Origin of the sequence: Nonomuraea sp. NPDC049480 (assembly GCF_044465905.1) — a bacterium.
Taxonomy (GTDB): domain Bacteria; phylum Actinomycetota; class Actinomycetes; order Streptosporangiales; family Streptosporangiaceae; genus Nonomuraea.
Genome location: NZ_JBITMD010000013.1, coordinates 306007 through 327911 on the forward strand (window position 1 = coordinate 306007; position 21905 = coordinate 327911).

Here is a 21905-nt window from a genome sequence, read left to right on the forward strand (position 1 = left end):
TACAACTGAGACGGGTGCTCATAAACCATTCTTGATCGTCCAGCTTGATCTTGTTAGAGGTGTGGGCAATCCCGGCCATTGTGTCCGATATGCCGTCTGCTGTGGAACTACTTGCTCGCTCTGCCGACGCTGGTGATCATCCTGGCGGATGTTGTGTGGATGCCATGGCAGCCCTTGGGATAGCCGTGGGGCCGGTTCTCGCCGCTGAGCGTGACCAGCGCGGCCAAGTCATCGGCGACCTGACGGTCGTAGCAGGTCTCGAAGTCTTCTGTGCCGTTCCTGTCGCCGCCGATACGCCACTTGACCAGCCAGGACTTCGCCCTGTTCTTGGCCGTTCGCTCGATGATCCGCGCCACCTGTGCCCCCCTCGACTCGCTGATCGCATGGTGGCGGAGGTCATCGATAACGAACCGCTGTGACGCGCGGAGACGATTGAAGGTGGGCCGCCGCATAATGAGATGCGGGAACACGGGGAACATGATCTTGAAGTGATCATATTCGACCCGCAGACGTTGTCCAAATCAGGCCATTGACCTCCGGTGATGTCGGTAGGGCGGGTAGGGCTTGGACCCACGACCCACGGATTATGAGTTGGCTCGATTGGCGTTGGTCGCTACCGAAAAATGTCGTCTTGTGATGCTGTGGACAGGATTTACCGTGCCGCCGTGTCGGCCTGTGATGGTGCGTGCCGTCCAGCGCCGTGGACGTGCGAGCAACCACAGAGAAACCGCACTGTCTTTACCTAGTGCCGTTATGCGTAGTATGTGTGCATTCCCTTGTGTAATACCGCCGCTGCGCCACATGAGATGCGATGGCTAGCGAATGGAAATGAGCAGCCGTTGAGCAGTCTGCGATCGGTCTTATCGACATCATGGGAGGTTTCTCTGCGTTGCCCGCGACCAGCTACGACACTGCCCGGTTGCCAACCTCTGCGACGGTCCAAGCGTCTGTCATGAGCACCTAGGTGAGCGAAGCGGGGATACTAATCGAGGGCATCTCTGCCGGTCCGATTGTTGCATTCACTCGCTGTCGTATGGCGCCGTCGTATTGCGCTGGTGCTGCCGTCTATCGCCAATGTGGACCTTGCGGCTGTCCAGCAGTGCGTCGTAAGTTGTGTCTTTGGATGCACCGATTGCTCGGGCAATGAACGGGACGGCATGAAGGCGAACGAAACCACCCTTCGCAAGCTCATTCAGGGCGACCAGCAATTACTGGTCCCCCTCTACCAGCGTCAATACACCTGGGAACGTCCGCAGCTCACTCAACTGTGGTCCGATATCACCGCCCAGGTCGACGTGCTGGCCGAGCAACGGCAAGATGCACCCAGCCACTTCTTGGGATCGGTGGTCCTCGCCCCGGGGCCAGAGCTGGCGCCGAGCCGGTCCCAATGGATCATTGTGGATGGACAACAGCGTCTCACCACCTTGATGCTCGCGCTCTGCGCGATCCGGGATCACCTGATGGCCGAGGATCCCAGAGCTCTGGAACGCATCAACGAACTGCACCTGATCAACAAGTTCCAGCAGGGAGAACTGCGCTACCGGCTCCTGCCCACCCAGGCAGACCGAACGGCCTTCAAGGCTTGCGTGGACGGCACGCTGGAGGGCAAATCCGACAGCTTGATCGGCACCGCCTACCAATTCTTCCGCGGGGTGTTGAAGGAGTTCGACGATCCAGCCGACCCACATGACATCGCGCGCGTGGAGTCGGTGCTGCTGAACCGGCTCAACCTCGTGCAGATCCTGGTGGAGAAGGACGACAACGCGTTCCGCATCTTCGAGTCGATCAACAATACGGGCATGCGGCTCAGCCAGGTGGACCTGATCCGCAACTACGTCTTCATGTGCCTGCCCACCCGGGGCCAGCACGTCTACGACGAGTACTGGAAGCCGATCCAGGACCTGCTGGACGCCAAGGCCATGGAACAGCTGATGTACCTGGTGCTGGTACTGAAGGAAGGCGACGAGGCCCAGTACAACGCCGTCTACCGCGGCCACCAGCAGCTGCTCCTAGCGCTGTCCGGGGACGAGCACCGCATCGAGGAGTATGCCCGCGACCTGTACCGGCGTGCCCGGCATCTCAAGCAGATCCTCTTTCCCCCCGACGACCTGCCGTTCGCCAGGCGGCTGCGTTTCCTCAAAGAGTGGCAGGCTTCGACCGCCTACCCGCTGGTAATGCGCCTGCTGGAGTTGCGGGAGGATGACTACATCGGCGACGAGGAGGTGGATGAAGCGCTGGCCTATGTCGAGAGTTTCCTCGTCCGCCGCCTGATCGCCGGAGTCACCACAAGCAACCTCAACCGCATCTTCCAGCGGCTCGCCGTACAGCTGGTGGCCGAAGAGGAGGTGCCACAGGCGATTCGGACCGCGCTTTCGCCCGCCAGACTGTACTGGCCTTCGGATGAGCAGCTGAGGGAGGAGATCCGCAGCCGCGCCTTTTACTGGCAGGGACGTACAGTCCAGCAGAAGCTCGTCCTACGGCGCATCGAGGAGTCGCTGGGCAGCAAAGAGCGGGTAGACCTCGCCGACAAACGCATCACCATCGAGCACGTCCTGCCGCAGTCCATGACCGCTGATTGGCTGAGCGAACTCTCCAACGGGGGAGACGACGCCGATCTTCTGCATCGCCAGCTCGTACACACTTTGGGCAACCTCACGCTCAGCGGCTACAACTCCGAGCTGAGCAACAACTCCTTTGTCGCCAAACGCAAACAGCTGGGCCAGAGCGGGCTGGTGATGAACCAGGAGATCGCCGCCTGCGATCGCTGGGGGAAAGCCGAAATCCTGGCCCGCGCCGATCGCCTCGCGGACCGGGCGATCGCCATATGGCCCGGTCCGGAGGAGTCCGGCCGGGGCAGCGCCGCCTCCCGCGATTGGACACAACTGCACAGCGCCTTGGCCGCTCTGCCGACCGCCACCTGGACCTCGTATTCGGACCTCGCCGAGCTGATCGGCTCGCATCCGGTACCCGTCGGGGTACATCTGGCGAGCGTCCCGGTGCTCAACGCGCACCGGGTCCTCACCAGGTCGGGACAGGTGTCCGACGGTTTCCGCTGGGTCGATCCCGACGACGATCGAGACGTGCACGAGGTGCTGCGCGCGGAAGGACTTGTCTTCGACGAAGCCGGACGCGCTTCCGCGGACCAGCACATCAGCGTACGTGACATCGCCGAGCTACTCGGCCTGCCCATCGCCGCGGATCTGGCCGAGACCGAGGCCGCCGGCGATGAGTCCCTTTCGCCGCAAGCGTTGACGGCACTGGAACAGCGTTTCCTGCGTCAGCTCAACGAGCAGAGCGGGCCGCAGGCAGCCGGCGCAGTTCAGCGGCTGCTGGAGCATTGGCGCGCACGGGGCGGCGAGCTTCAGTACGGCACCTCCGCCAACGCCTCCTGCGCGCCGATCATCAAGGTAGGCGGACAGTCCCTGTATGCCATCCGCTTTTACGCCAAGAGCGCCGAGATCCCCTTCGGACTGCTGCGCAACCGCAAGCCGTTCAACGATCTGGCGCTGCGAGAGGAGCTTCGGCAGCGGCTCAACGACGCACCCGGCGTGGACATTCCCGTCGCCAAGCTGGAGCTGTATCCCCCCATCAAAAACAGTCAGCTGGCGAGCGTCGCTGTGTTTGACGTGGTCGTTGCGGTGCTCGACTGGTTCAGGGCCAAGGTGACCGCATCGGAGGAGCAGGAGGGGTGACCGATTCCGTCGCTCGTTCTTCGGGACGGTGAGGCACCGGACCAAGATCTCCCGGAAGCCCTCCAGCCATGCGAGTAGTGATGGACGAGCTCACCCGGCGAAGGGTCCTTCGCCGGGTGAGCGAAACGGCTGGGGTGGTCGTCGATGACCAGGCTTCCAGTCCGTACCTCACACGTCAGGAGGTGACGCTTGCCGATCCTCCTCGGGATCCGGCTCCGTGAAGAGTCCTGCTGCCATGGCCGGGTCCGGGGCGCCGTCATCCGCTCGGATCACGTCGGCATCTGTGGGTTGCGGATCCTCGACAGCGGAAGCCTCATCCTCGACCTCCTCCGCGAGCGTCGGCAGGACGTATTCCTGGCCAAGCCCCGCCAGATGTAGCGGCAGGGGCAGAGCGAGAGCCTGCGGGTAGTCCGGCGGCTGACGCAGCTGATGCACGGCGAGCGCCAGCGATTCCGGATCGTCACCGTCGTCCTGATGGCATCCGAGAACGGCGATCTCCACCAGTCCCGGATTCCAACCTGGGATGTTGGTGTCAATCCTGGTATCGCCCTTGTGCTCGCCGGCGTGGCGGGGGGCCAGTTTGTCGGCCTCAATGGCCGAGGTCCTGAACTGTGCCGGCTTGGGCGTGGTGCTGTAGAAGACGCGACTCGCTCCGTCGCACTGCGGCACCCACAGGTGGGACGGCAGTCCGTTCGCCTTGTCCTTCGGATTGACGCCCCACCACTGAGGGGTCTCCCGGCCCTGCACGGTTCGCACGCGGACGAGCCGCAGGTTCGGGTGCAGCCGGCGAGCCGGCGCGTGGCCGTCGCGGATGCGGTCTGGTTCCACGTGGCCGTCCTGAAGCCACGTCCAGTGCGAGCGGGCGTTCTGCCCGTGGGCGAGGAGCAGCGTGGGAGCGCCGCGCAGGGAGCGCAGCACTTTCTGCAGCCACTCCTCCGTGTCGCGCCGCTGCTTGTCCATGGCGCGGTAGTAGCTGCCCGGCTCGCCGTTCTCGGTGCCGGGCACGGCGACCTCCGCGAGCCGCGTCAGCTTCAGCAGCAACGCGGGGTACGGAATCCACGCATTCGCCTCGGGGTCCCATCCCTGGACACCGGCGATGCCGCTGCCCGATCTTTGCGGAGTCACGAGCACAGCGATTGGGACGTACGCCGCCCACCGATTGCGTGCCGTGCGATTCTTCCTGACGAGCCAGACCGCGGCGTACCGCAGGCCGACGGGAAGTTTCTCACCAAGGCCATGCTCGGGGTGCACACGGATGCCGAGCTGTCGCAGGCCGTCGTCCCAGGCCATGGAAACGCGGTGATCGACGGTCTTCACCGAGTCGTATCGCCCGGCCTTCTTGGGCACCGTCACGAACTGGGTGACTGCGCCGGCGTCCGCGAAGCCGAGCCTGAGCGCGAACTTGGGGTCGTGGTCGCCGGTCTCGAAGTCGGCCCTGCGATCAAGTTCCACCAGCGCCAGCGTGGGAGCCATGCCCGTGATGTCGTCGGCCAGCCAGGAGCGGGCGCTGGTACGCCGGTCACGGACGGCCGCGCCGATCGCCGAGGAGGTACGGGGCTTCCCCTTCGGCGGGAGGGCGAGCCCTTCTCCGAGGCCGGCCGTCAGCTTGACGCAGCGCAGCCGCACGGTGAGCTCGGCGGACTGCCACTCAAGGGTCACCGGGTCGCCGGGGCGTGCGGCCTCGTACTGCGCCTCGGTGAAGACGCCGCCCTCGCCCTTCAACCCGAGGCGGTCGACGAGTCCCGTGACCGCGGCCTCGCGTAGCTCACGGGTCTGCCAGAGAAGCCGTGCCTCCAGTGTGGGAAGCGTTCCCGGATCGGCCTCCGGGGTCAGCCAGGACATCGCGAAGGCTGCGCCTACCCGCCGTTCCTCCGCCCTGCGGGCGTCTTCTTCAGGCTTGTCCTCCTTCTTCACGCCGGTGGGAGGAGCATTGAGGGGCTTGGCGGACTTCACTCGCCGCGTGCGGACCAATGCGGAGGTCGCCCGCACCTCGGGGGAGAGGGCTTGCTCAGCCCACTCGGTGAGCTCAGAACGCTGATGCGACATGAGGCCCGCCTTGACCTGGTGGCCGCCCATAGCCGTGCTGTACACGATGCCCGCGCGCAGCCCCTGGTCCAGCCACTCCTCCGGATGGGAGAGGATGTCGTCCGCATCAGGGAAGGGCTCGGCCAGCGAGATCCCGTGCAGGATGCCGGTCGGTCCGCCGTTCACCCAGCCGGTGGTCCACTCTCCTCGCTCCTTGTCCCAGCGGCGTTCCACCTTGGCCAGCGCGTAGCGCTCACTGAGCGGGGCGCCCGGCAGGTACGGCACCCGCGGCCGCAACAGCACAGTCGTCCTGCGCCGGTACGGCAGGTGGACCCTGCCGGTCGCCGAGCTGACCCGTGTCGCCCAGCGGCGGATGCCGAAGTGCAGGTGAAAACGGGGGAGAGGGTCGAAGGGAACGGTGTGCAAGGTGATGTTGAGAACGACCGAATACCACCAGGTACGTGTGCCGGACGGGGACGGAAGCGGTTGAGAGACCAGTTCGGCACCCTTGTCGCGAGGGCCGCGGGGCACGGCGCGGAAATGGAGCCGGCCGGCCGCGTGCTCGTACGGACCGAGGGCCAGGACGCGTCTTGCCAGCCAGTCGGTGCTGAGCGGGAATTGGTGCGCGAGGGGTGCGGCCGTGCCGCCGACCGGGGTCGTGGGGCAGCGGAGCAACTCGGCTTCGACCGCTTCCCAGATGGGCGGGGACGCCGACAGCTCGGCACGGACGTCCTTGAGGAAGGCACGGTGTTCCGGCTCCGGCCGTAGGTCTCTCAGCCAGCGGTCCAGCAGCGCACGGAAGACAGGGTCAGGCAGCGGCTCCGTGACCTCCTCGGGCACGTACAGCCAGTGCTCGGACGGACGGGGCAACACCAGGAGGTCGGGAGCGAAGGCCTGGATCACCTGCTCAAAGCGGTAGGTGGGCACCGTGCGGTAGAGCTCGGCTCCTTCGGGACGGCCCAGGTTGCAGAGCGCGAGGATCGCGTCGCGCCAGTTCTCGGGGAAGCGTAGCGCGCGGTAGCGGCCCACCATGGTGGCGTCCGGCGAGACGGGTTGCCAGGAGGAGGTGCGGATGGAGTCGTAATTGACGGGCACGGTGTCCTCAGCGGTGGTGTTCGAGGTTGGACAGGGCGTTGTACAGCGGTTGGTAGAGCAGCCAGGCGAGAGCCGGGTCCGCCGGGTCCGGGAATGCCGCAGAGTCGGCTCCGGCGTCGAAGTATGGGGTGAGGATGGAGCGGAGGGCTGCGAGGAGGCCGTCCTCGAGGGGGACGGGGCCCGTGGCGCCGGGGGACAGCGCGCGGGCCATCTTCGGGGCGAAACTGGCGTCGACGAAGACGACCTGTGCAGGCACCCCGCCCCGTACGAGCCGGCCGATGACCTGCCACATGGTGACCAGCTGATCCCAGGCGAAAGCCCGCTTCTCCCAGGGCGACAGCCGTGAGTAGACATAGCGCCGGGACAGCAGGCGACGCCATTCCTGCCGCGCCTCGTGGCGGAAGTCGAGCCCGGCCCGGTCGAGTCCGGCGGCCTTGGCGACGAGCTCGCCGAACGTGGCCGGACCCGTGCGGTTGTCGGGCCGCCTCTGGTCGCGGACGAAACGGCAGACCCAGTCGTTCACGGCGAAGATCGCCAGCGACAGGTCGTCGGGACGGGGATGTGGCCGAGCCAGGAACAGGGCGGTGCCGAAGGCCGCGTTGCGATCGGTGTTGAGGATGTTGTGCCCGCGCTCGACCGCCAGCAAGGGCGCCACCAGCAGTTCGGCATCGTAGTCCTCGGCGAACATGGCGAGGTCGCCCCGCCGCAAGGTGATGGCGTGCTCCGCGACCGCCGGGTCCGTGCCGCGTACGGACTGATCGAGGTCGGCGTCGTCGGCGGCCAGGACCCGTACCCTGCCCCGCCAGCGGTCCAGCCCGTGCAGAGTGTCGGCGACGGCATTCGCCTCCTTGTAACTACCGACGAGCAGGATCGCCCGGCGCCGGTTGTCGTCTCCGACGAGGGCCAGCTCCTCCTCCAGCGGGCTCGCTCCGCCACCTCGTCCGGGGCTGCCCAGGCGCATGGCGAGAGCCCTGGCGGCCGCTGGCCGGACCTTGGGGTCGGTGCCGGACAGGCTCATGGGCGATCCGTCGGCGTCATAGAGGAAACGCGTGGCGAACCGCGACTTTCCCACCGCGTCGAGCGAGCGTTCCGACGGCATGAGCACGGCGCCCACAGGCGCCAGGACGTGGGCGCGGGTCGACGCTCCGGCCCAGCTGGTGCCCGACATGAGCACCACGTGCGGGCCCGGACGTCCCTGCCCCGGGTCCGCACCCAGGTCGTGGAGGGAGAGAAGCAGTTCCCGCCCCACACCCGCGCACCGGAAGAAACGCAGGGTGCCGCTGTTGTTGCCGTCTTCGTCGCGCTCCCGCTCGTCCGGGAGGTACTGGAAACCGAGGACGTTGCCCATCGGGGCCTCGGGGATGAGCGGCGCGTAGTCGAGCGGCGGTCGCCTCGCCAGTTCGTTGCCGGTGGAGTCCAGCCGGAGGGCGGCCTCGACCTGGGGCCAGAGGAACGTCAGACGTTCCAGGCGCTGGTGGAGAGCTGACAGCACGAGCAGGAACTCGAGCCGCCTGCAGGTCAGGTCGCGCCAGGCGTCGTCCCGTTCGGAGGCAGGTGTGTCCTCGATCAGCTTGTCGAGCAGAGCCTTGACGCGGGCGCGGGTACGGGCCGTGTTGAGGGTGTGCAGGAGGTCGCGCGTGGTGTCGATCAGGTCGTCGGTGCTCGTGTCGTACGGGCCGGAGTCGCCCAGCGGATCGTCGCGGAAGGCGTCCAGCAGTTCCGTGAGCTGTGAACGGAGAGAGTCCAGGAAGAGGTGGCTCTCGTCGGCGTCTGGCGAGTCGTCGTCGTAGGGCTCGTACAGCTGCCGTTCGTCATGCACGCCCTCGGGGCCCGGGTGCTGCTCGTCGAACCAGTCCCCGAGCAGCTTCTCCTGCAGGGTCCACGGGCTGAAGTACTCGATGTCCGCCCAGTCACGCAGCTCCTCTTCCGAGATGAGCAGCCGGTAGAGCCGGTCGGTGGCGGCGGTGACGACCGTCAGCGCCGAGTTCCACCGCTCGATGTCCTGGTCCGTGAGGGGCAGCCGGCCGCGTCGCGAAAGCTCCTCGATCTTGTGGGTGTGCAGCTGGTCGAGCCAGGATTCGGGGCCTGGGGAGACGAGTGTCGCCGAGGGAGCGAAGATCTCATCCAGCTTCATCTGGACCGAGTCGGCCTCGTCGACGATGACGATGTCGCTGAGCAGGCAGGCGAGTTCGAGATAGCGTAGTCGCTCCTCGTTCAGGTGTTGCGGGACAGCGCTCTGCACGAGGCTCGCCGGGTTGGCGACCCAGATCAGCCCTTCGACGAGATTGCGCGCCGCGCGGTGACGCGGGCATCTCGCCCACACCGGGCAGCCGCGCTGGCTGCCCCGCAGCTCGTGGGCCGGGCGCTTCTGCGCGGCCTCGCCCGGCTGGTACGGCTCAGGCAGGACGATGTCGGAAGTGTGCTGAACCTTTCGCTGCTCCGGGTAGAGAGCAGTGCACGGCGCGTCGGCGTACCGCAGCGGCTGGATGGCCTCCGTGCCCCGCAGCGCATCGATCACGCATGCCGTGCTGAGGTCGTCAAAGCCCGCCGCGTCATGATCGAGAAGGTTGTCCAGGCCGCGCGAGGCGAGCCGGCGATGCAGCCGCTGTACATGGGTCTCACGCGTGGTCGGCCCCAGGACCGGTACGGCGGGCAGTTCCAGATCGTTCAACAGCTCGCAGAGCCGCAGCTGCTCGGCGACGTCGCCGACGACGAGGGTGACGCGCAGGTCTCGCCGGGCGGCCCAGACCGCGACCAGCGTCATCAGCGTGCTCTTGCCCGCGCCCACCATGCCGGCCAGATGCATGAGCCCGTTGAGGTGAATATCGTCCCGTTCGCTGAAGTTCCGGCCGTCGGCATCGCGAGGCGCGAACCGCAGCTCGCTGATCCTCTCCTCCCAGTTACCCGGTCGCTCCACGCTCAGCTTCCGTTCTCGCTCATCCATCCAGACGGCCGTGGCGAGCAGTTCCGTGCGCTTGATCGTCAGCGGGGCACCTCCGCCCGGCCGTCCCTGCGCCAGGTCGTGACCGGGGACGGGATCGAAGATCAGCGCCTCGGGGATGGTGACGGACGTGGGGCGGCGGCGGTCCATGAACCCGCTGCGCCCCGCAGGGGCGAGGGGAAGTGGCTTGCGCGCGTGTTGCGGCAGCCGGGCGAGCGCGTCGTCGTAGACCGTGACGCGGTCGAATGCGATCGTCGGGATCAGCGGGAGGGCGGGGCTGCCGTCCTCCGGGACTTCGTAGGCGCGCAACCTCGCGGGCACCTGGCGGTACAGATCCAGTGCCTGGTGCCAGGCGCGGCGCCGTCGTAGCGTCCAGAGCAGGTGCCGGGCGGCGATGAGCATCGTGTCGTCCTCAGCCGTGCGGGCCAGACCGGCGGCGCGGGCGAAGGGATAGCCGCCGAGCAGCGTGTAGACGCCTTCGGCGGGCTCCCTCGGGGCCAGCCGTTCCAGGAGCCGCAGGGCCAGTTCGACCTGGCACAGGTGGGCCGGTTTCATGCCTTGCAGCGCTGCGGGCAGGCCGTTCCAGACCTGGCCGAGCTCGCGGCTGACCGGTCGGTGCCAGCTCTCGCGGTCACGCACGGGCGTCCCCCTTCTGCTTGCGGACCCGGGCCCTGGCCCGTCTGATCAGGTCTGTGTCGGTGAGGAGAGGCAGACCGCGGGCCTGGGAGGGGCGGTTGCGCTCGTACACGGAGAGGTAGTCCCGCCTGGCCGCGACCCGGTGGTGGGGTACGACCCAGAACGCTTCGTCGTACGGAGGCTCCTGCGGCACGAGACGGGCCGAACGCCCGAGGAAGAGCGGGTTCGCCCAGTCCTTCACGTCGATGGCCCAGTGGTGACCGTCGGGAAAGGTGACGAGCAGGTCATAGGCGTCATAGCCGGGCCACATGCGCACCGCAAGCCCCAACGCCGACAGCTCCTTTTCCAAAGCCGCCTCGGCGCGTCCCGGCCCGGTGACGAACTGCCGCACCGGCCGCTCGACCTGGTGCACCTCGCCCGTCTCCTCCGGACGCAGCCGCGTGCCCAGGGGAGCGGGCCCTTGACGGCGGCAGCGGTCGCGCTCGCACCACCACTCCCCGTCGTGCACGGGGACGAGTAGCGTGAGACAGCGCCCGCAGCAGACGTATTCACCGTCGTACAGATAGCTGTCGGGAACCGGGAGGTAGATGCGCCGGATCAGTTCGTGAACCGGCTCCAGGACCAGGTCGTTGAGGACTTCGAAGCTCTCCGGCGCGGTCAGGACCGGGCGGTTGACGAGCAGCCCGCGGAAGGCGGTGTAGGCCTCCTCCTCGCCGAACGCCCGGCACAGGCGCAGCGCGGTGTGGATGATTTCACGGTCGCGGAAGGCCAGCGCGCTGTCGCGCGTGCGCTCGGCCCATTCGTGACAGAGCTCGGTCGGCCGCCCGGAGTCCGCGTCGAGCAGTCGGTCCTCCGGGCCGATCGCGTCCGCGGGAAGGTCGACCGGCCAGTCGGCCAGGGGCACGTGCTTGCACCAGGAGACGAGCTCGGTAAGGCTCGTCGGCGGAGTGGCCTCCCTGAGCAGGCAGGCGAGAATCGTGCGATCCAACGCCCGCTGGGCCTCCGGCGGGTAGGGCAAGGTGAACGCGTCGAGCCCGGTCTGCGCGTCGAGCGCGAGCATGGCGCCGGCCAGCGTACGGACCAGCGGCATGCCCTGGTGGGCGGCCCAGTCAGCGGCGGCGTCAGGCAGCGTGTCGGTGGTCATCGGGGTTCTCCTGAGGCAGCGCACCAGCGACGCACTTCGCAATCAGCGCAGTGGTCGCCGGGGGTGGGGGAGTAGCTCTCGTCGCTCGCCCATCCGGCGGCGAGCCCGGCGACGACTTCGCGTGCCTCATCGCGGGTGGCCTGGTCGAACGGGTCGATCTCCTCGAAGACCGCCCCGTTCTCCCGAAGGATCTCCAGCTCGATCCGTGAGCGGCGTGGATCGCCGCCGGGGACGCCGGCAGCCATCAGCAGGACGGCCAGCGCGAGCTGCGGATATTCGCGAAGCAGGGAACGGCGCTCCCAGGTACGTCGCGACGCGGTCTTCGTCTCACGCCACACCCAGCCGCCCGATTCGGTGTAGAGCAGGTCGGGATCGGCGATCACGACCGCATCTACGACCGGGTCGTAGGCGGCCAGACGCCACTGGGTACGGACGAGTTCGCTCTCCGGCAGCCCGTCGAGCGGGCAGAAGGCGTGGTGCTCTTTGACCATGCGGACAGCGGGGCCCAGTTCGTCCTCCGTCAGGCCCGGCAGTTCCGTGGGCAGTGTCACGTTCCGGCAGGGGATCCGGGGATGTTGGCCGTGCCGGTCGTTCAGCCAGGCGTCGACGGCGCGGCCGCGACGGATCGCCTCGTTCTCGGTCCGACCGTCCTTGATGTACAGGGCCCGAGTCAGATGGAAGCGTGCCGGGCAGGACTTGTAGGCGCGCAGGTCGCTGATGGAGACGCTGCGCCGCTTGCGAGGTCGGCGAGGGGCAGGTACGCCGAGCAGCCCCGGAACTTCGGGCAGGGCCGTGCAACCGAGGAGCCCCTCACAGGTGGTGCAGTCCGAACCCGGGCGCAGCGCCCGGCCGTCGAGGACGGCGGCGTACTGCTCCTTCGCATGTTCCTCGAACTGACGTACTGCCTCTTCGGCGTCCCAGTCCGCCAGGACGAGGGGCTTGCCGTCTGCGAGGCCGACGCCGATGACGCGGACCCGCTGCGGCTTGACCGCATCGGTCTCGACCTTCCGGTAAGGCTCGCCGAAGGACCCGCGAGCCGGTACTCCGGTCGCCGCGATCGCGGCGGCGGCCGCGATCTCCGCCTCCGACCGGTTCTCCTTGGCCGAACCAATGGACGGAATCCAGATTTCCCGCACCGAGCCGTCCCGGGTGGCGTACCGTCGGCCCCAAGCGGTGCGCTCGTACTGCTGAACCCCCCTCGCGTCCGGCTCGCGCAGCCGGTTGAGCCCCACCCACTCGGTGTTCACGGGGAATGTGGCCGGGTATCCGGCGGCCTCGTGCCGAGCCCGGGCGGCGAGGTAGGTCGGCACGGCGTCGAGTGCCCACGCGCGGTGGACGGGGTGACAGTTGCGGGTGTGCCGGCTGTCCGCCAGCGCGGCCTGCACGCTGCTGCCATTGTGCTCGATCGCGTCGAGCATGCTCTGAACCGGTGTGAAGAAGAAGTCCTGGACGGGCTTCCAACGGGAGCGTTCGGGGGTCTGCGTCAGGAGCGGGCGTGCCCGCAGTGCCCGCCCTCGGGCACAGGCGTCCGCCTCCTCGCGGAGCAAGGGCAGGCCGATCCTGACCACGTCGGATCGGCCGGTGAGGCCGGAAGGCATCGGGAAAGTGCTCACGGTCTTAGAGAAGCTGACTCTGTGAACTAAGTCAAGCGAGACTCTGTATTCTGTAAGGGGAACGCCAAGTGTGAACGCCATGCAATAGGGGAGACGCAGTGCGGCCAGGAGACGTGCTCTTCGAGAGGTTCCGGATCAGCGCCACCCTGAAGGCGGGTGGCATGGCGCGCGTATGGCTGGCCGAGGACCTGCACTCAAGGAAGACAGTGGCGGTCAAGGCGCTCGGTCGCGACTACTGGTCGTCTCCGTATGACGTCGATGAGCGAAGTGTCCGCAGCGAGGCGTTCAAGCGCTTCGAGCGGGAGCGTGACCTCCTGGACAAGTTCGCAGGCCCCGGCATCCCGCGCCTGCTTGACTACGGCCGTTTCCGCGGGGACCCGTGCCTGGTGATGGAGTTCATCCCGGGAAAGAACCTGCGCGACTTTCTCTCCCTTCACCGGCCCTCGCTGGCCGCGGCCGCCGCGATCGGCGTGCAGATCCTGGAGATCCTCGACAGGATCCACAAAGGCGGCGTCGTGCACCGCGATCTGAAGCCGCAGAACGTGGTGCTCGCGAGCAACGGCGCCGTCCACATCATCGACTTCGGCATCGCCCTGCCCACCGACCCGCAGGCCACCCGCTACACCCGCCACGGCCACACACCCGGCAGCACCGGCTACATGGCGCCGGAGATCATCCGAGGAGTGAAGGATCCGACCGTTGCTGCCGACCTCTACGGCTTCGCCTGCATGCTGTACGAGTTCATCACCGCGAAACAAGTATTCTGCGATCTTCCTGACCGGAGCGTCGAGGAGCGGCACCGCAGCGATTCTCCGCCGCGTCTCGACCCTGCGCAGTACCCCGTGGGCGCCGACCTGGCCGACCTGACTTGGGGGATGTTGCAGAAGGAGCCCGCGATCAGGCCGAGCCTGGCCGACGGGCTGGAGGTGCTGCGCCGCTACCTTCCCCGGCTCGGGGATCCCGCCCCCTCGCCCCGGCTGGACCCCGATCCCACTCTGCCGTTCAGAGAAGGCCGCGACTCGCCGCCCGTGACCGCGAAGCCGGCGCCCGTGCAGCGGCAACGCCCCTCTGTCAGACGCAGGACGATGCCGAGCCGCCGCGAGTTCGGCGACCTGCTCGACGCCGCCGAGCGCGAAGTGCTGGAACAACGGCCCGGCCCGCAGGCGGAGCAGGTGGTGGCGCAGCTGAGGGAGGTGGAAGCGGCCTGGGGTCCGCGTGAGCGCCTTGTCGTACGGGCTCAGCTGGTCTGCGCGGATCGTGCCCGGCTCGAAGGGGACTGGCCCGGAGCCGGCAGGCTGTACCGCACCGTGGAGCGGACGCCTCTCGACGCGGAAGACGTGGACCTTCTCTTGGAAGCCCGCGTCGGCGTCGCCGAATGCCTGGTGCCGGAGAAGGACGACAGCGAGGCGGCCTTCAACATGTGGAAGGCGGTGGTCGCCGAGCTTCGCGGCCTGTCCCGGTCGTCCCTCAAAGTGCATCGGCGCTGTCGCGAGTTCGCTGCGGAACTCGCCGAATGGGGCCACCGCGACGAGGTCGAGACGATGCTCAGCTCTCTCTGAGCCGCCCGGCGGCCAGAAGTTCCGTGAGCGTCCGGCTCAGTGACGCACCCACGTTGCCCACCTCCGCTACGGCCTGTTCGAAGCGCACCAGCCGCCGATGGATGTCGCCGTATCGGCGCTGTTCGTCGATGGGGAGACGAGGTACCAGGAGACGCCGCGGATCCACTCGCGATGTGGTGGTGGCGTGTGTACCGGCCTGCCGTGCGTTGAAGTGCGCACGCAGGCAGGCGGCCAGGAACCATGGGTCGAGACGCTCGGTGTCGGGCCGGAGCCGATGGATGTGCGGCCCCAGGACCGTGGGTGCCGCAACGTCCACCCATGCGCCGAACTCGGCCGACGGAACGACCACCACCACGTCGTTGGATGAGGTCACGGTGATGCCCTTGTCCCGTTCGAGCTGCTCGACGTCCTCGGCGGTTATCCAGAACTGGGGTGGCTGCCCTTCCCGCACGTCCGCGACGGTGAGCACCGGAACCCCGTCATCGGGCCGCTCACCCCGCCGTATGTATCCGTCCGGGACGGCCTGCCCTGGTGTCAGCACGAGCGTGCCGGCTTGCTCCAGGTCGGCGACCGCGACAGCGTGGGCGTCCGCCACTTCCCGCACCACCTCGAGATCACGCAGTATCTTTCCCAGATCCTGAGCTTCCTGCAGGCTCGAGTCGAACTGCCGCCAGGTACGGCGATGATTGACGACCGATACCGACACGCTGGTGGGCGCATGCCGTGCGGGAGTCAGGTCGGTCTCCTCGCCCAGCAGGTCAAGAACCGGTATGTCGATGCTGCTCTCTCGCGCCTTACCTGCCATCGCGCCGAACACCCGATCTCGGACGGCGTCCCAGTCGACAGCCTGAGCGCGGGCGGCTGACAAGGTGGCCCGGCAGTCGGCCGTGTCCACCATGAGGACCGAAGGAGCGGTTCGGCGCTGGGCCGGTGGCTGCAGGATCCACAGGTGCAGGCCGACCCCGAAGGGTGGAGCCGCACCCGGGGGCAGGGCGACGACAGCTCTGAGCGACCCGGCACGCAGCATCGCCGCCCTGATGCGACGGCCCGCGCGGCGTGAGGCCACGGCGGGCGGCAGAAGCACGACGGCGACGCCGTCATCGCCCAGCTCGGAGACGATGTGCTGCACCCAGGCGAGTTCGGACTCGGTTCGTGGTGGCAGGCCGAACAGCCATCGTCGATCGGTGGCCAGTTCCGCGTGTCCCCAGTCGCGTTCATTGGTGGGCGGATTACAGAGGATCACATCAGCGGTAGCGGCCGGGGATTCGCTCCGCAAGGTGTCGGTCGTTCTGAGGTCGATCTCGGGCGTCTCGGCCAGCAGCGACAACCTGGATCTCGCCAGCATGGCGAGAACGGGCTCTCGTTCGTGGCCGAGAAGCCGACATGCGCCCTTCCAACGTTCCGCGCCGGCCAGGAGCAGTCCGCCGGCACCGCAGGCGGGATCGAGCAGTGTGTCGATCCCGCCTGGTCTGGCCCGGGCCGCCATTTCCGCCATGAACGAGGCGAGCGGAGCCGGTGTAGTGGTGATCTGACGTATATGCGTGCCGAGCCACCGGTCGAGGAGGTATTGGAAAGTCTCGCGGCCGCCTTCATGCAGGGAGAGCTCAAGAGCCTGATCGACCAGACGCTCTTCGTTGGGATCGAGTTCGCGATGAGGCGCGTCTCGCAGTCGGGCGCCGAACTCGGCGATGACCCGCCCCATGCGATCACGATCGCCCAGAGCCTCATAAGCCGGCCAGAGGCGTTCGAGTGAACCGGTGGACGACCCGAGCTTGTCGTGCTCACGCAGCCACTCCTCGACCTGGACCAGGGAGAACTGTGGGCTGGTGTCCGTACCGCTGACAGGGGAGGGGAAGGTGTGATGCCGTCTTCGCCAATTGCTGACGGCGGCCCGTCCGACCCCTGCGATGCGCGCGATCTCGGCGAGTGTCACCACGACAGGGCGCTCGCCCATGAATATCAAGCCCTTCCTGAAACCAGCCTGCTTCGAGTCCCAGGATCCGAAGCGACTATGTTGACGCAGTTTTCATCATACCCTCCAGTAGGTGGAGTAACCAGAAAGATCGCACAGGTGTTCTAGATTCACCGTTAAGGCTGCTGCGAGACGAAGGGGCTGGGCGTGCCGCTCCACGACACGTAGAGCGCCTCGCGCGCCCGCGTGCAGGCTACGAACAGCACGCACCGCTCTCGCAGCATGTCGCTGTCGTGCTGGAGCCGGTCCACTTCTACCGGTGTGATCTCCTTCGCGAACGGTACGGCGCTCGCGGTCACCCCCACCACGGCCACGCAGCGGAACTCCAACCCCTTCATGGCATGCATGGTCGCCAGCCGCACGCCCTCGGCATCGGCCGACGGCTGATCCTTGACCTTGACCGCCGGGATGCCCTCGGCCGCCAGCCGGTCGTGGACCTTGTTCAGCAGGATGTTGAAACGCGTGCACACGGCGATCTCGCTCGGCCGCACCCCCTGCCCGAGCCACTCCCGCACCCGGTCCACGATCGCCGCGACCTCGGCCTGCTCGCCCGGGAAACCGGCCGTGCGCGGGCGCTTGCCGTGCAGCAGGGACCGGTAGCCGGACAGGCTCTCGTTGCCCTGTCCGCCCAGGTCCTCGACGAGCGACCCGTCGAGCAGGCCGGTCGACCAGGTCAGGATCTCCGCCGTACTGCGGTAGTTGATGCGCAGCCGGCCGCTCCGCCCAGCCACGGAGATGCCGAGTGAGCCGAGCGAGACCTTGGAGTCGTAGATCCGCTGGTACGGGTCACCCGTGATGAAGAGATCGTCCGGGCCGTCGAGGACGGCCGCGCGCAGCACCCGCCACTGCGCCGGGTGCAGGTCCTGAGCCTCGTCCACGATGACGTGGTCGAAGCCGTACCGCCTCAGGTTGGAGCCGCCGAGCAGCAGGGTCGCCTCCGCGCAGAGCTGCAGGTGGGTGCTGACACCGCCGCTGCGGAGCTCCGCCGTGAACGCCTCGACCGCATCCCAGACCTGCTCCCGCTGCCGCGGCCCGATCGCCGTGCCCCGGCCCCGCCGGGGCGCTTGAAGGTACTCGGTCCGCGAATTGATCCGCTGCGCGAGGACGACATGCCGGTACTCCTGATGCAGGAACTGCTCGGTCCACGGCAGGTCCAGCCGCCGGATCACGCGCCGCCAGAGCTGCCGTTCGTCGGCGTCCCGATCATCTTCGGCGTGCGGCCGGCCAGCGCCCGCACGACGCGGTAGGCGTAGGCGTTCACCGTGGTGACATCCACCCGCGCGAGCTGCTTCTCGTCGTCCAGGAGCTGCGCGAGGTTCTCACGCAGCGTCGCTGCGAGCGCGGTGGTGTACGTCGTGAGCAGGATCCGGCTGCCGGGCGAGCGCGTGAGCAGGTGCTTGACCCGATGCAGCGCGACCACCGTCTTGCCCGTTCCCGGGCCGCCCGTCACCTGCGCCGGCCCGTTGTAGGAGGGCCGGTACGCGACGCGACGCTGCGAGGGATGCAGGAAGACCCGCCAGGCGGCGAACGGCTTGCTGAGCACGTCGGTCAGCTCGTCCGCGCTGCTGACCAGGGTGATGCGGGTCGTGGTGTTGATGATCGCCCGCTCAAGGCTCTGGTCCGCGTCGGCAGAGGAGTCGGCAGGGCGGCGCTCGGCCACGACCTGCTGGTAGACCTCCTGGGGCGAGAACCCCTCCGCGAGATACTGCAGCACCTCGAACTGGTCCTCCGGCAGCAGCGAGGCGAACGCGTTCAGCTGCGGCTTGTCGATGATGGTCCGGACGGCGCGCAGAACCTGGTCGTCGATGCCGAGATCACGCAGCACGGTATCGGAGTGCTTCGCGAACAGCAGCGACGGCGCCTCGGCCGCCGCCTGCTCCAGAGTCGGGGTGAGCTGCTCGATGGCGACGACGTTGCGCACCTCCAGGGCGTGCGTCGCGAGAGCCGCTTGGCCGCCCACCCGTAGGCCTCGTCGTGCGGCACGACGTTCAGCAGCAGGAACGTGTCGGTGCCGTCGTCCGGCGCCAGGACCACGCCGCGCCAGAACTCGGTGACGCGGATGGTCCGCATGCGCGGGTCGCGCGCGTTCACCACCGACTCCAGGTGCAGGCCCTTGTCGGCGTACAGCTCGGCGATGGCGAGCTGCTGGAACCGTTTCATGGCCTTGCGCACGCCTGCTTTGACCGGCTTCTCCAAAGCGTCGAAGCTCTCCCAGAAAGTGTTGGCGAAGGCGAGCTGCGGCACGCGAAACCTCCCGGGGCGAGTGATGGATCACTAGGGTATGGGCGAGCGGTTCACCGAGCCAGGCATCTCAGAAGATCGCGATGCTTCAGGGCGGATTCTGGATCGACGTCAGCTGAGGAGATCAAGTGAATCTCATCAAGCACCCCCTGACGGAGCTCGAGCAGCGCTTCGTCAACGTCGCGGCCGACAGGGGATTTGAACTGACCCACCTACTGGTAAAGGTCTGCGAATTAGGCCATCCGACAAGCTGCGTGACGTTTTATCTCGACCGCGAGCGCACCCTCCGCCAGCTGATCAGAGTTAGGATCCATCCGGAAACCCCCTTCGGGACGCTCGAGGCGATCGAGGCCACCCAAGGTTTGAGCATCAGCCCTGACTTGTTCCACCATTCCAACTTGCGTCGTTTTCCGAAGAGACTGAACGGAGGCAAAGAGAAGATCCCCTTCGCTCGTTCGGTCATATGCGCCGATATCACTGCCTTCGATCGCCTGCTACAGGCGCTTACGGCTGGCTGATCCAAGCCGCGGGCCGGGAGCCTCCCAGCGGTGGGATTGGCTCTGCGCTCCGTCGAAGGCGGCCGATGCCTCCCTAACGCACCTCGTCGAGAAGCTGTGACGCTGCCTTAGGATCCATCAGATTTGACCAGACTTGTTCGGCGGGTAGCAAGTCACGTTCGGGCAGAGTGTATTCAGGAAACCAGGCATCAAACGCGCAGCCGGGAACGCGAGAAAGGATCATCGCAGTGAGGTTTGTCGGGACTGAGCCGGTGATTCGGATGGCGACGTAGGTCTCGTGACCATCATCGGCGCGGACGACAACGCCAAGACGGAACGTTGGGAAGTCGGCGGCATGCTCGTGGCCGTCATGTAGTGAGCCTCGGATGAGAGCGCGCAGCTCAGTGTTGAGGCGCAGTGCGAGTCGAGTGCCTGCCTCCAAGAGGTAACGATCGTGATCGTCCTGATTGGGCAGGAGGTGACTCACATAGGTGTCAGTGGTCAACGGCTTGTCGTGCTCGGCGTTGTATCGCTGTCTGGCAGTACGGGCTTCCCTGTGCAGGGAGGCGTAGAAGTCGTCGTTAGATCCGTCCTCGCGGATGCCGGCAGCCACAAGCCAGTCCCGCACCTCGGAGTCGGGTTCGTCGGCGAGGACGGCACCCCGCCATCGGCCGGTCTTGACCTTGAACAGGACGACATCGTCGATGGCCCGGATCCGCTCATGCGGGCTGTCAGGGGCGGCGAACTGCTCGCTTGCCTTCTTTAGTAGAGGATGGTCGACCTGGTCGAGTGTGGTCTGGGCCGACGGGACGGGTAGACATAGGTCGTCGCGCAGACATCTGAGCGTGGGGCGGACCGACATGAGGTCAGTCCTCCCACTCGCCGACGCCGCCGAGTCGGTCGATCTTCTCGCGTGACAGCCCAGTGAGTGCGGCGACACTTGAACCGAGCGAGCCGTCCAGCACCTTCATAGACTCGATCATGCCTTTGCGGATCTCCTCACGGCGCTGCTCCAGGTAACCCTTGACGGCTTCGGACACGAGGTCCTTCTTGGTCATGCCGAGGAAATGGGCAGCCTGGGAGATCAACTCGTCCGTCGCGGGGTCGATCTTCAGGGGTGCTTGACGCTTCGTGGCAGCAGCCATATCTATCCCTCCCCGTCCATGGTACCTAAGTACCTCAGGGTTGGCCTGAGTTGACGTAGGTCGCGTCACCTCGACGGTCGTAGTCGGAACTCAGCAAGGCCTACTCGGAACGTCGCCGAAATCTGCCGTTCCGAAGATTCTCAGGCGAGCCTGGATCAGCGCCTCGTCGGTGAAAGGTCCGTGCTGTTCTCGGCGCAGCAGGTCGGCGCACAGAGGCGAGTGCCGCAGCAGGAACTCTCGGTAGATCGGGTTGGCGATCTCCGGTGCTCCGGTTCCCCAGATGAGGCCCAGATTGCGAACGTAGGAGACGTCGTCGTCGAAGGGAGCGTCCGTGCCCGGCAGTGTTCCTTCCATGATCGCCCGGATTGTTCGTTCCGCCCGCGGCTCGTACAGTCGTGTCATGAGGGCGTCCAGGTGGACGGGGCGCTTCAGGATCAGCCGCTCCTTGGCCTCATCGACCTGTGCGGTGGTGATGGCGCCGCTCACCCCCATCTCGGCAGTGATCTCGTGGGCGAGGGCGTTGACCAGCCAGGGTTGTCCCTTGGTCAGCTCGAAGACCCGGGCCACGGCGTCCTTCGTGAACTCCTGGCCGGTCGCCTGGGTGTGCTGGTCGTAGAGTTCGGCGATCTGGTCGGTGGTGAGGTCGCCCAGACGCACTGAGTCAGCGAGGATGTTGAACGAGCTGGCCGGGTTGAGCCGGGCCGGGTCGCCGCTGGAGGCAACTTTGTAGTCGCGCAGGTCGCGCAACCCGCACAGCACCACCGAGGCGGGGAACGGAAGCCCCTTGTGCCGCGCGTTGTAGCCGTGGCGGAGCTGGCTGAGGATGCTGATCAGGCTGGTGCCCTGCAGGGCGTCGAAGTCGTCGAGGAACAGCACGACCCGGCGCGGGCAGCGGCGGCACCACTCGCTCAGCGCCTTCCCGAACCGGGTGCCTGCCTGCTCCTCCGGCCAGGAGTCCGGCGGCAGCAGTTCCTCGGGCCATCCCGACAAGTCGGCGGTCTCGCGGAGCGAGTCCAGCAGAATCGTCTCCGTGGCGGCGATGTCGTCGCTGAAGACCTTGGCGCGCTCGCAGGAGAACGACAGGGCGGCGATGTTGCCCTCGGCGGTCAGGCCGGAGGCCAGGGCGTCCAGGATGGTCGTCTTGCCGGTCTGCCGGGGCGCGTGCAGCACGAAGTAGTGGTCTCTCTCGATGAGTTCGCGCACCTGCGGGAGCTGCGGCGCGGGCGGCAGCATGTAGTGGCGCCTCAGATCGCAGGGGCCAAGGCCACGTAGTTAAGTGGCGGGGGTGGGCTGTCAAGTCGGAGATACGGCTAGTTGTGGTGCCCGGTGGGGAGGTCTGGTATGC

At 67.1% G+C, this 21905-nt stretch carries 12 protein-coding genes and 1 pseudogene; 3 read left to right on the top strand and 10 right to left on the bottom strand.

Going from position 1 to position 21905, the window contains the following annotated elements; all coding sequences use genetic code 11:
* Positions 1 to 107: 107 nt before the first annotated feature.
* On the bottom strand, positions 108 to 470 hold the full coding sequence (locus ACIBX3_RS34020) for a hypothetical protein (RefSeq protein WP_397124240.1): 363 nt from the start codon (positions 468 to 470) through the stop codon (positions 108 to 110).
* A gap of 687 nt (positions 471 to 1157) precedes the next feature.
* Here ACIBX3_RS34020 and ACIBX3_RS34025 point away from each other — a divergent pair.
* Entirely contained in the window at positions 1158 to 3692 is a 2535-nt protein-coding gene (locus ACIBX3_RS34025) for a DUF262 domain-containing protein (protein ID WP_397124242.1), read from the top strand.
* A 168-nt stretch (positions 3693 to 3860) separates the two neighbouring features.
* Here the strand turns inward: ACIBX3_RS34025 and ACIBX3_RS34030 are convergent, their stop codons facing one another.
* Genes ACIBX3_RS34030 through ACIBX3_RS34045 form a run of 4 tightly spaced genes read right to left on the bottom strand, consistent with a single transcriptional unit; the run spans position 3861 to position 13146 of the window.
* Positions 3861 to 6812 (bottom strand): pPIWI_RE module domain-containing protein, encoded by a 2952-nt coding sequence (locus ACIBX3_RS34030; RefSeq protein ID WP_397124244.1) that lies wholly within the window; start codon positions 6810 to 6812, stop codon positions 3861 to 3863.
* A 7-nt stretch (positions 6813 to 6819) separates the two neighbouring features.
* Positions 6820 to 10392, bottom strand: a complete 3573-nt coding sequence (locus tag ACIBX3_RS34035) for a hypothetical protein (protein ID WP_397124246.1) — start codon at positions 10390 to 10392, stop codon at positions 6820 to 6822.
* On the bottom strand, positions 10385 to 11533 hold the full coding sequence (locus tag ACIBX3_RS34040) for a hypothetical protein (RefSeq protein ID WP_397124248.1): 1149 nt from the start codon (positions 11531 to 11533) through the stop codon (positions 10385 to 10387). Before ACIBX3_RS34040 ends, ACIBX3_RS34035 begins: the two co-directional genes overlap by 8 nt.
* Complete coding sequence (locus ACIBX3_RS34045; protein ID WP_397124250.1) at positions 11530 to 13146, bottom strand: PD-(D/E)XK nuclease family protein; 1617 nt, start codon at positions 13144 to 13146, stop codon at positions 11530 to 11532. The genes ACIBX3_RS34040 and ACIBX3_RS34045 overlap by 4 nt, the downstream gene beginning before the upstream one ends.
* A gap of 113 nt (positions 13147 to 13259) precedes the next feature.
* Between ACIBX3_RS34045 and ACIBX3_RS34050 the strand changes: the two genes are divergently transcribed.
* A complete protein-coding gene (locus tag ACIBX3_RS34050) occupies positions 13260 to 14705 on the top strand; it encodes a serine/threonine protein kinase (protein WP_397124252.1) in 1446 nt (481 codons plus the stop codon).
* On the opposite strand, the gene ACIBX3_RS34055 is transcribed toward ACIBX3_RS34050, so the two are convergent.
* Positions 14692 to 16659, bottom strand: a complete 1968-nt coding sequence (locus ACIBX3_RS34055) for an N-6 DNA methylase (protein ID WP_397124254.1) — start codon at positions 16657 to 16659, stop codon at positions 14692 to 14694. The two genes, ACIBX3_RS34050 and ACIBX3_RS34055, sit on opposite strands and share 14 nt — an antisense overlap.
* Positions 16660 to 16793: 134 nt before the next feature.
* A pseudogene (locus ACIBX3_RS34060) lies at positions 16794 to 18921 on the bottom strand (UvrD-helicase domain-containing protein).
* 125 nt (positions 18922 to 19046) lie between these two features.
* On the opposite strand from ACIBX3_RS34060, the gene ACIBX3_RS34065 reads away from it, so the two are divergent.
* Positions 19047 to 19436: a hypothetical protein gene (locus tag ACIBX3_RS34065; protein WP_397124256.1), complete on the top strand. Its 390-nt coding sequence runs from the start codon at positions 19047 to 19049 to the stop codon at positions 19434 to 19436.
* A 73-nt stretch (positions 19437 to 19509) separates the two neighbouring features.
* Here the strand turns inward: ACIBX3_RS34065 and ACIBX3_RS34070 are convergent, their stop codons facing one another.
* The 3 genes from ACIBX3_RS34070 to ACIBX3_RS34080 form a co-directional block, all read right to left on the bottom strand.
* The gene (locus tag ACIBX3_RS34070; protein WP_397124258.1) at positions 19510 to 20277 is read right to left on the bottom strand and encodes a hypothetical protein; all 768 of its coding nucleotides are present in this window, start codon (positions 20275 to 20277) and stop codon (positions 19510 to 19512) included.
* Positions 20278 to 20281: 4 nt separating this feature from the next.
* Positions 20282 to 20560 carry a hypothetical protein gene (locus ACIBX3_RS34075; protein WP_397124260.1) on the bottom strand — a complete coding sequence of 93 codons (279 nt, stop codon included), beginning with the start codon at positions 20558 to 20560 and terminating at the stop codon, positions 20282 to 20284.
* A 90-nt stretch (positions 20561 to 20650) separates the two neighbouring features.
* A complete protein-coding gene (locus tag ACIBX3_RS34080; RefSeq protein ID WP_397124262.1) occupies positions 20651 to 21793 on the bottom strand; it encodes an ATP-binding protein in 1143 nt (380 codons plus the stop codon).
* Positions 21794 to 21905 lie beyond the last annotated feature (112 nt).

Excerpts from the sequence above, each read along its gene's own strand:
- ACIBX3_RS34025 (WP_397124242.1), top strand. The coding sequence starts at position 1,158 with ATGAAGGCGAACGAAACCACCCTTCGCAAGCTCATTCAGGGCGACCAG.
- ACIBX3_RS34040 (WP_397124248.1), bottom strand. The coding sequence starts at position 11,533 with ATGACCACCGACACGCTGCCTGACGCCGCCGCTGACTGGGCCGCCCAC.
- ACIBX3_RS34055 (WP_397124254.1), bottom strand. The coding sequence starts at position 16,659 with ATGGGCGAGCGCCCTGTCGTGGTGACACTCGCCGAGATCGCGCGCATC.
- ACIBX3_RS34070 (WP_397124258.1), bottom strand. The coding sequence starts at position 20,277 with ATGTCGGTCCGCCCCACGCTCAGATGTCTGCGCGACGACCTATGTCTA.
- ACIBX3_RS34075 (WP_397124260.1), bottom strand. The coding sequence starts at position 20,560 with ATGGCTGCTGCCACGAAGCGTCAAGCACCCCTGAAGATCGACCCCGCG.
- ACIBX3_RS34080 (WP_397124262.1), bottom strand. The coding sequence starts at position 21,793 with ATGCTGCCGCCCGCGCCGCAGCTCCCGCAGGTGCGCGAACTCATCGAG.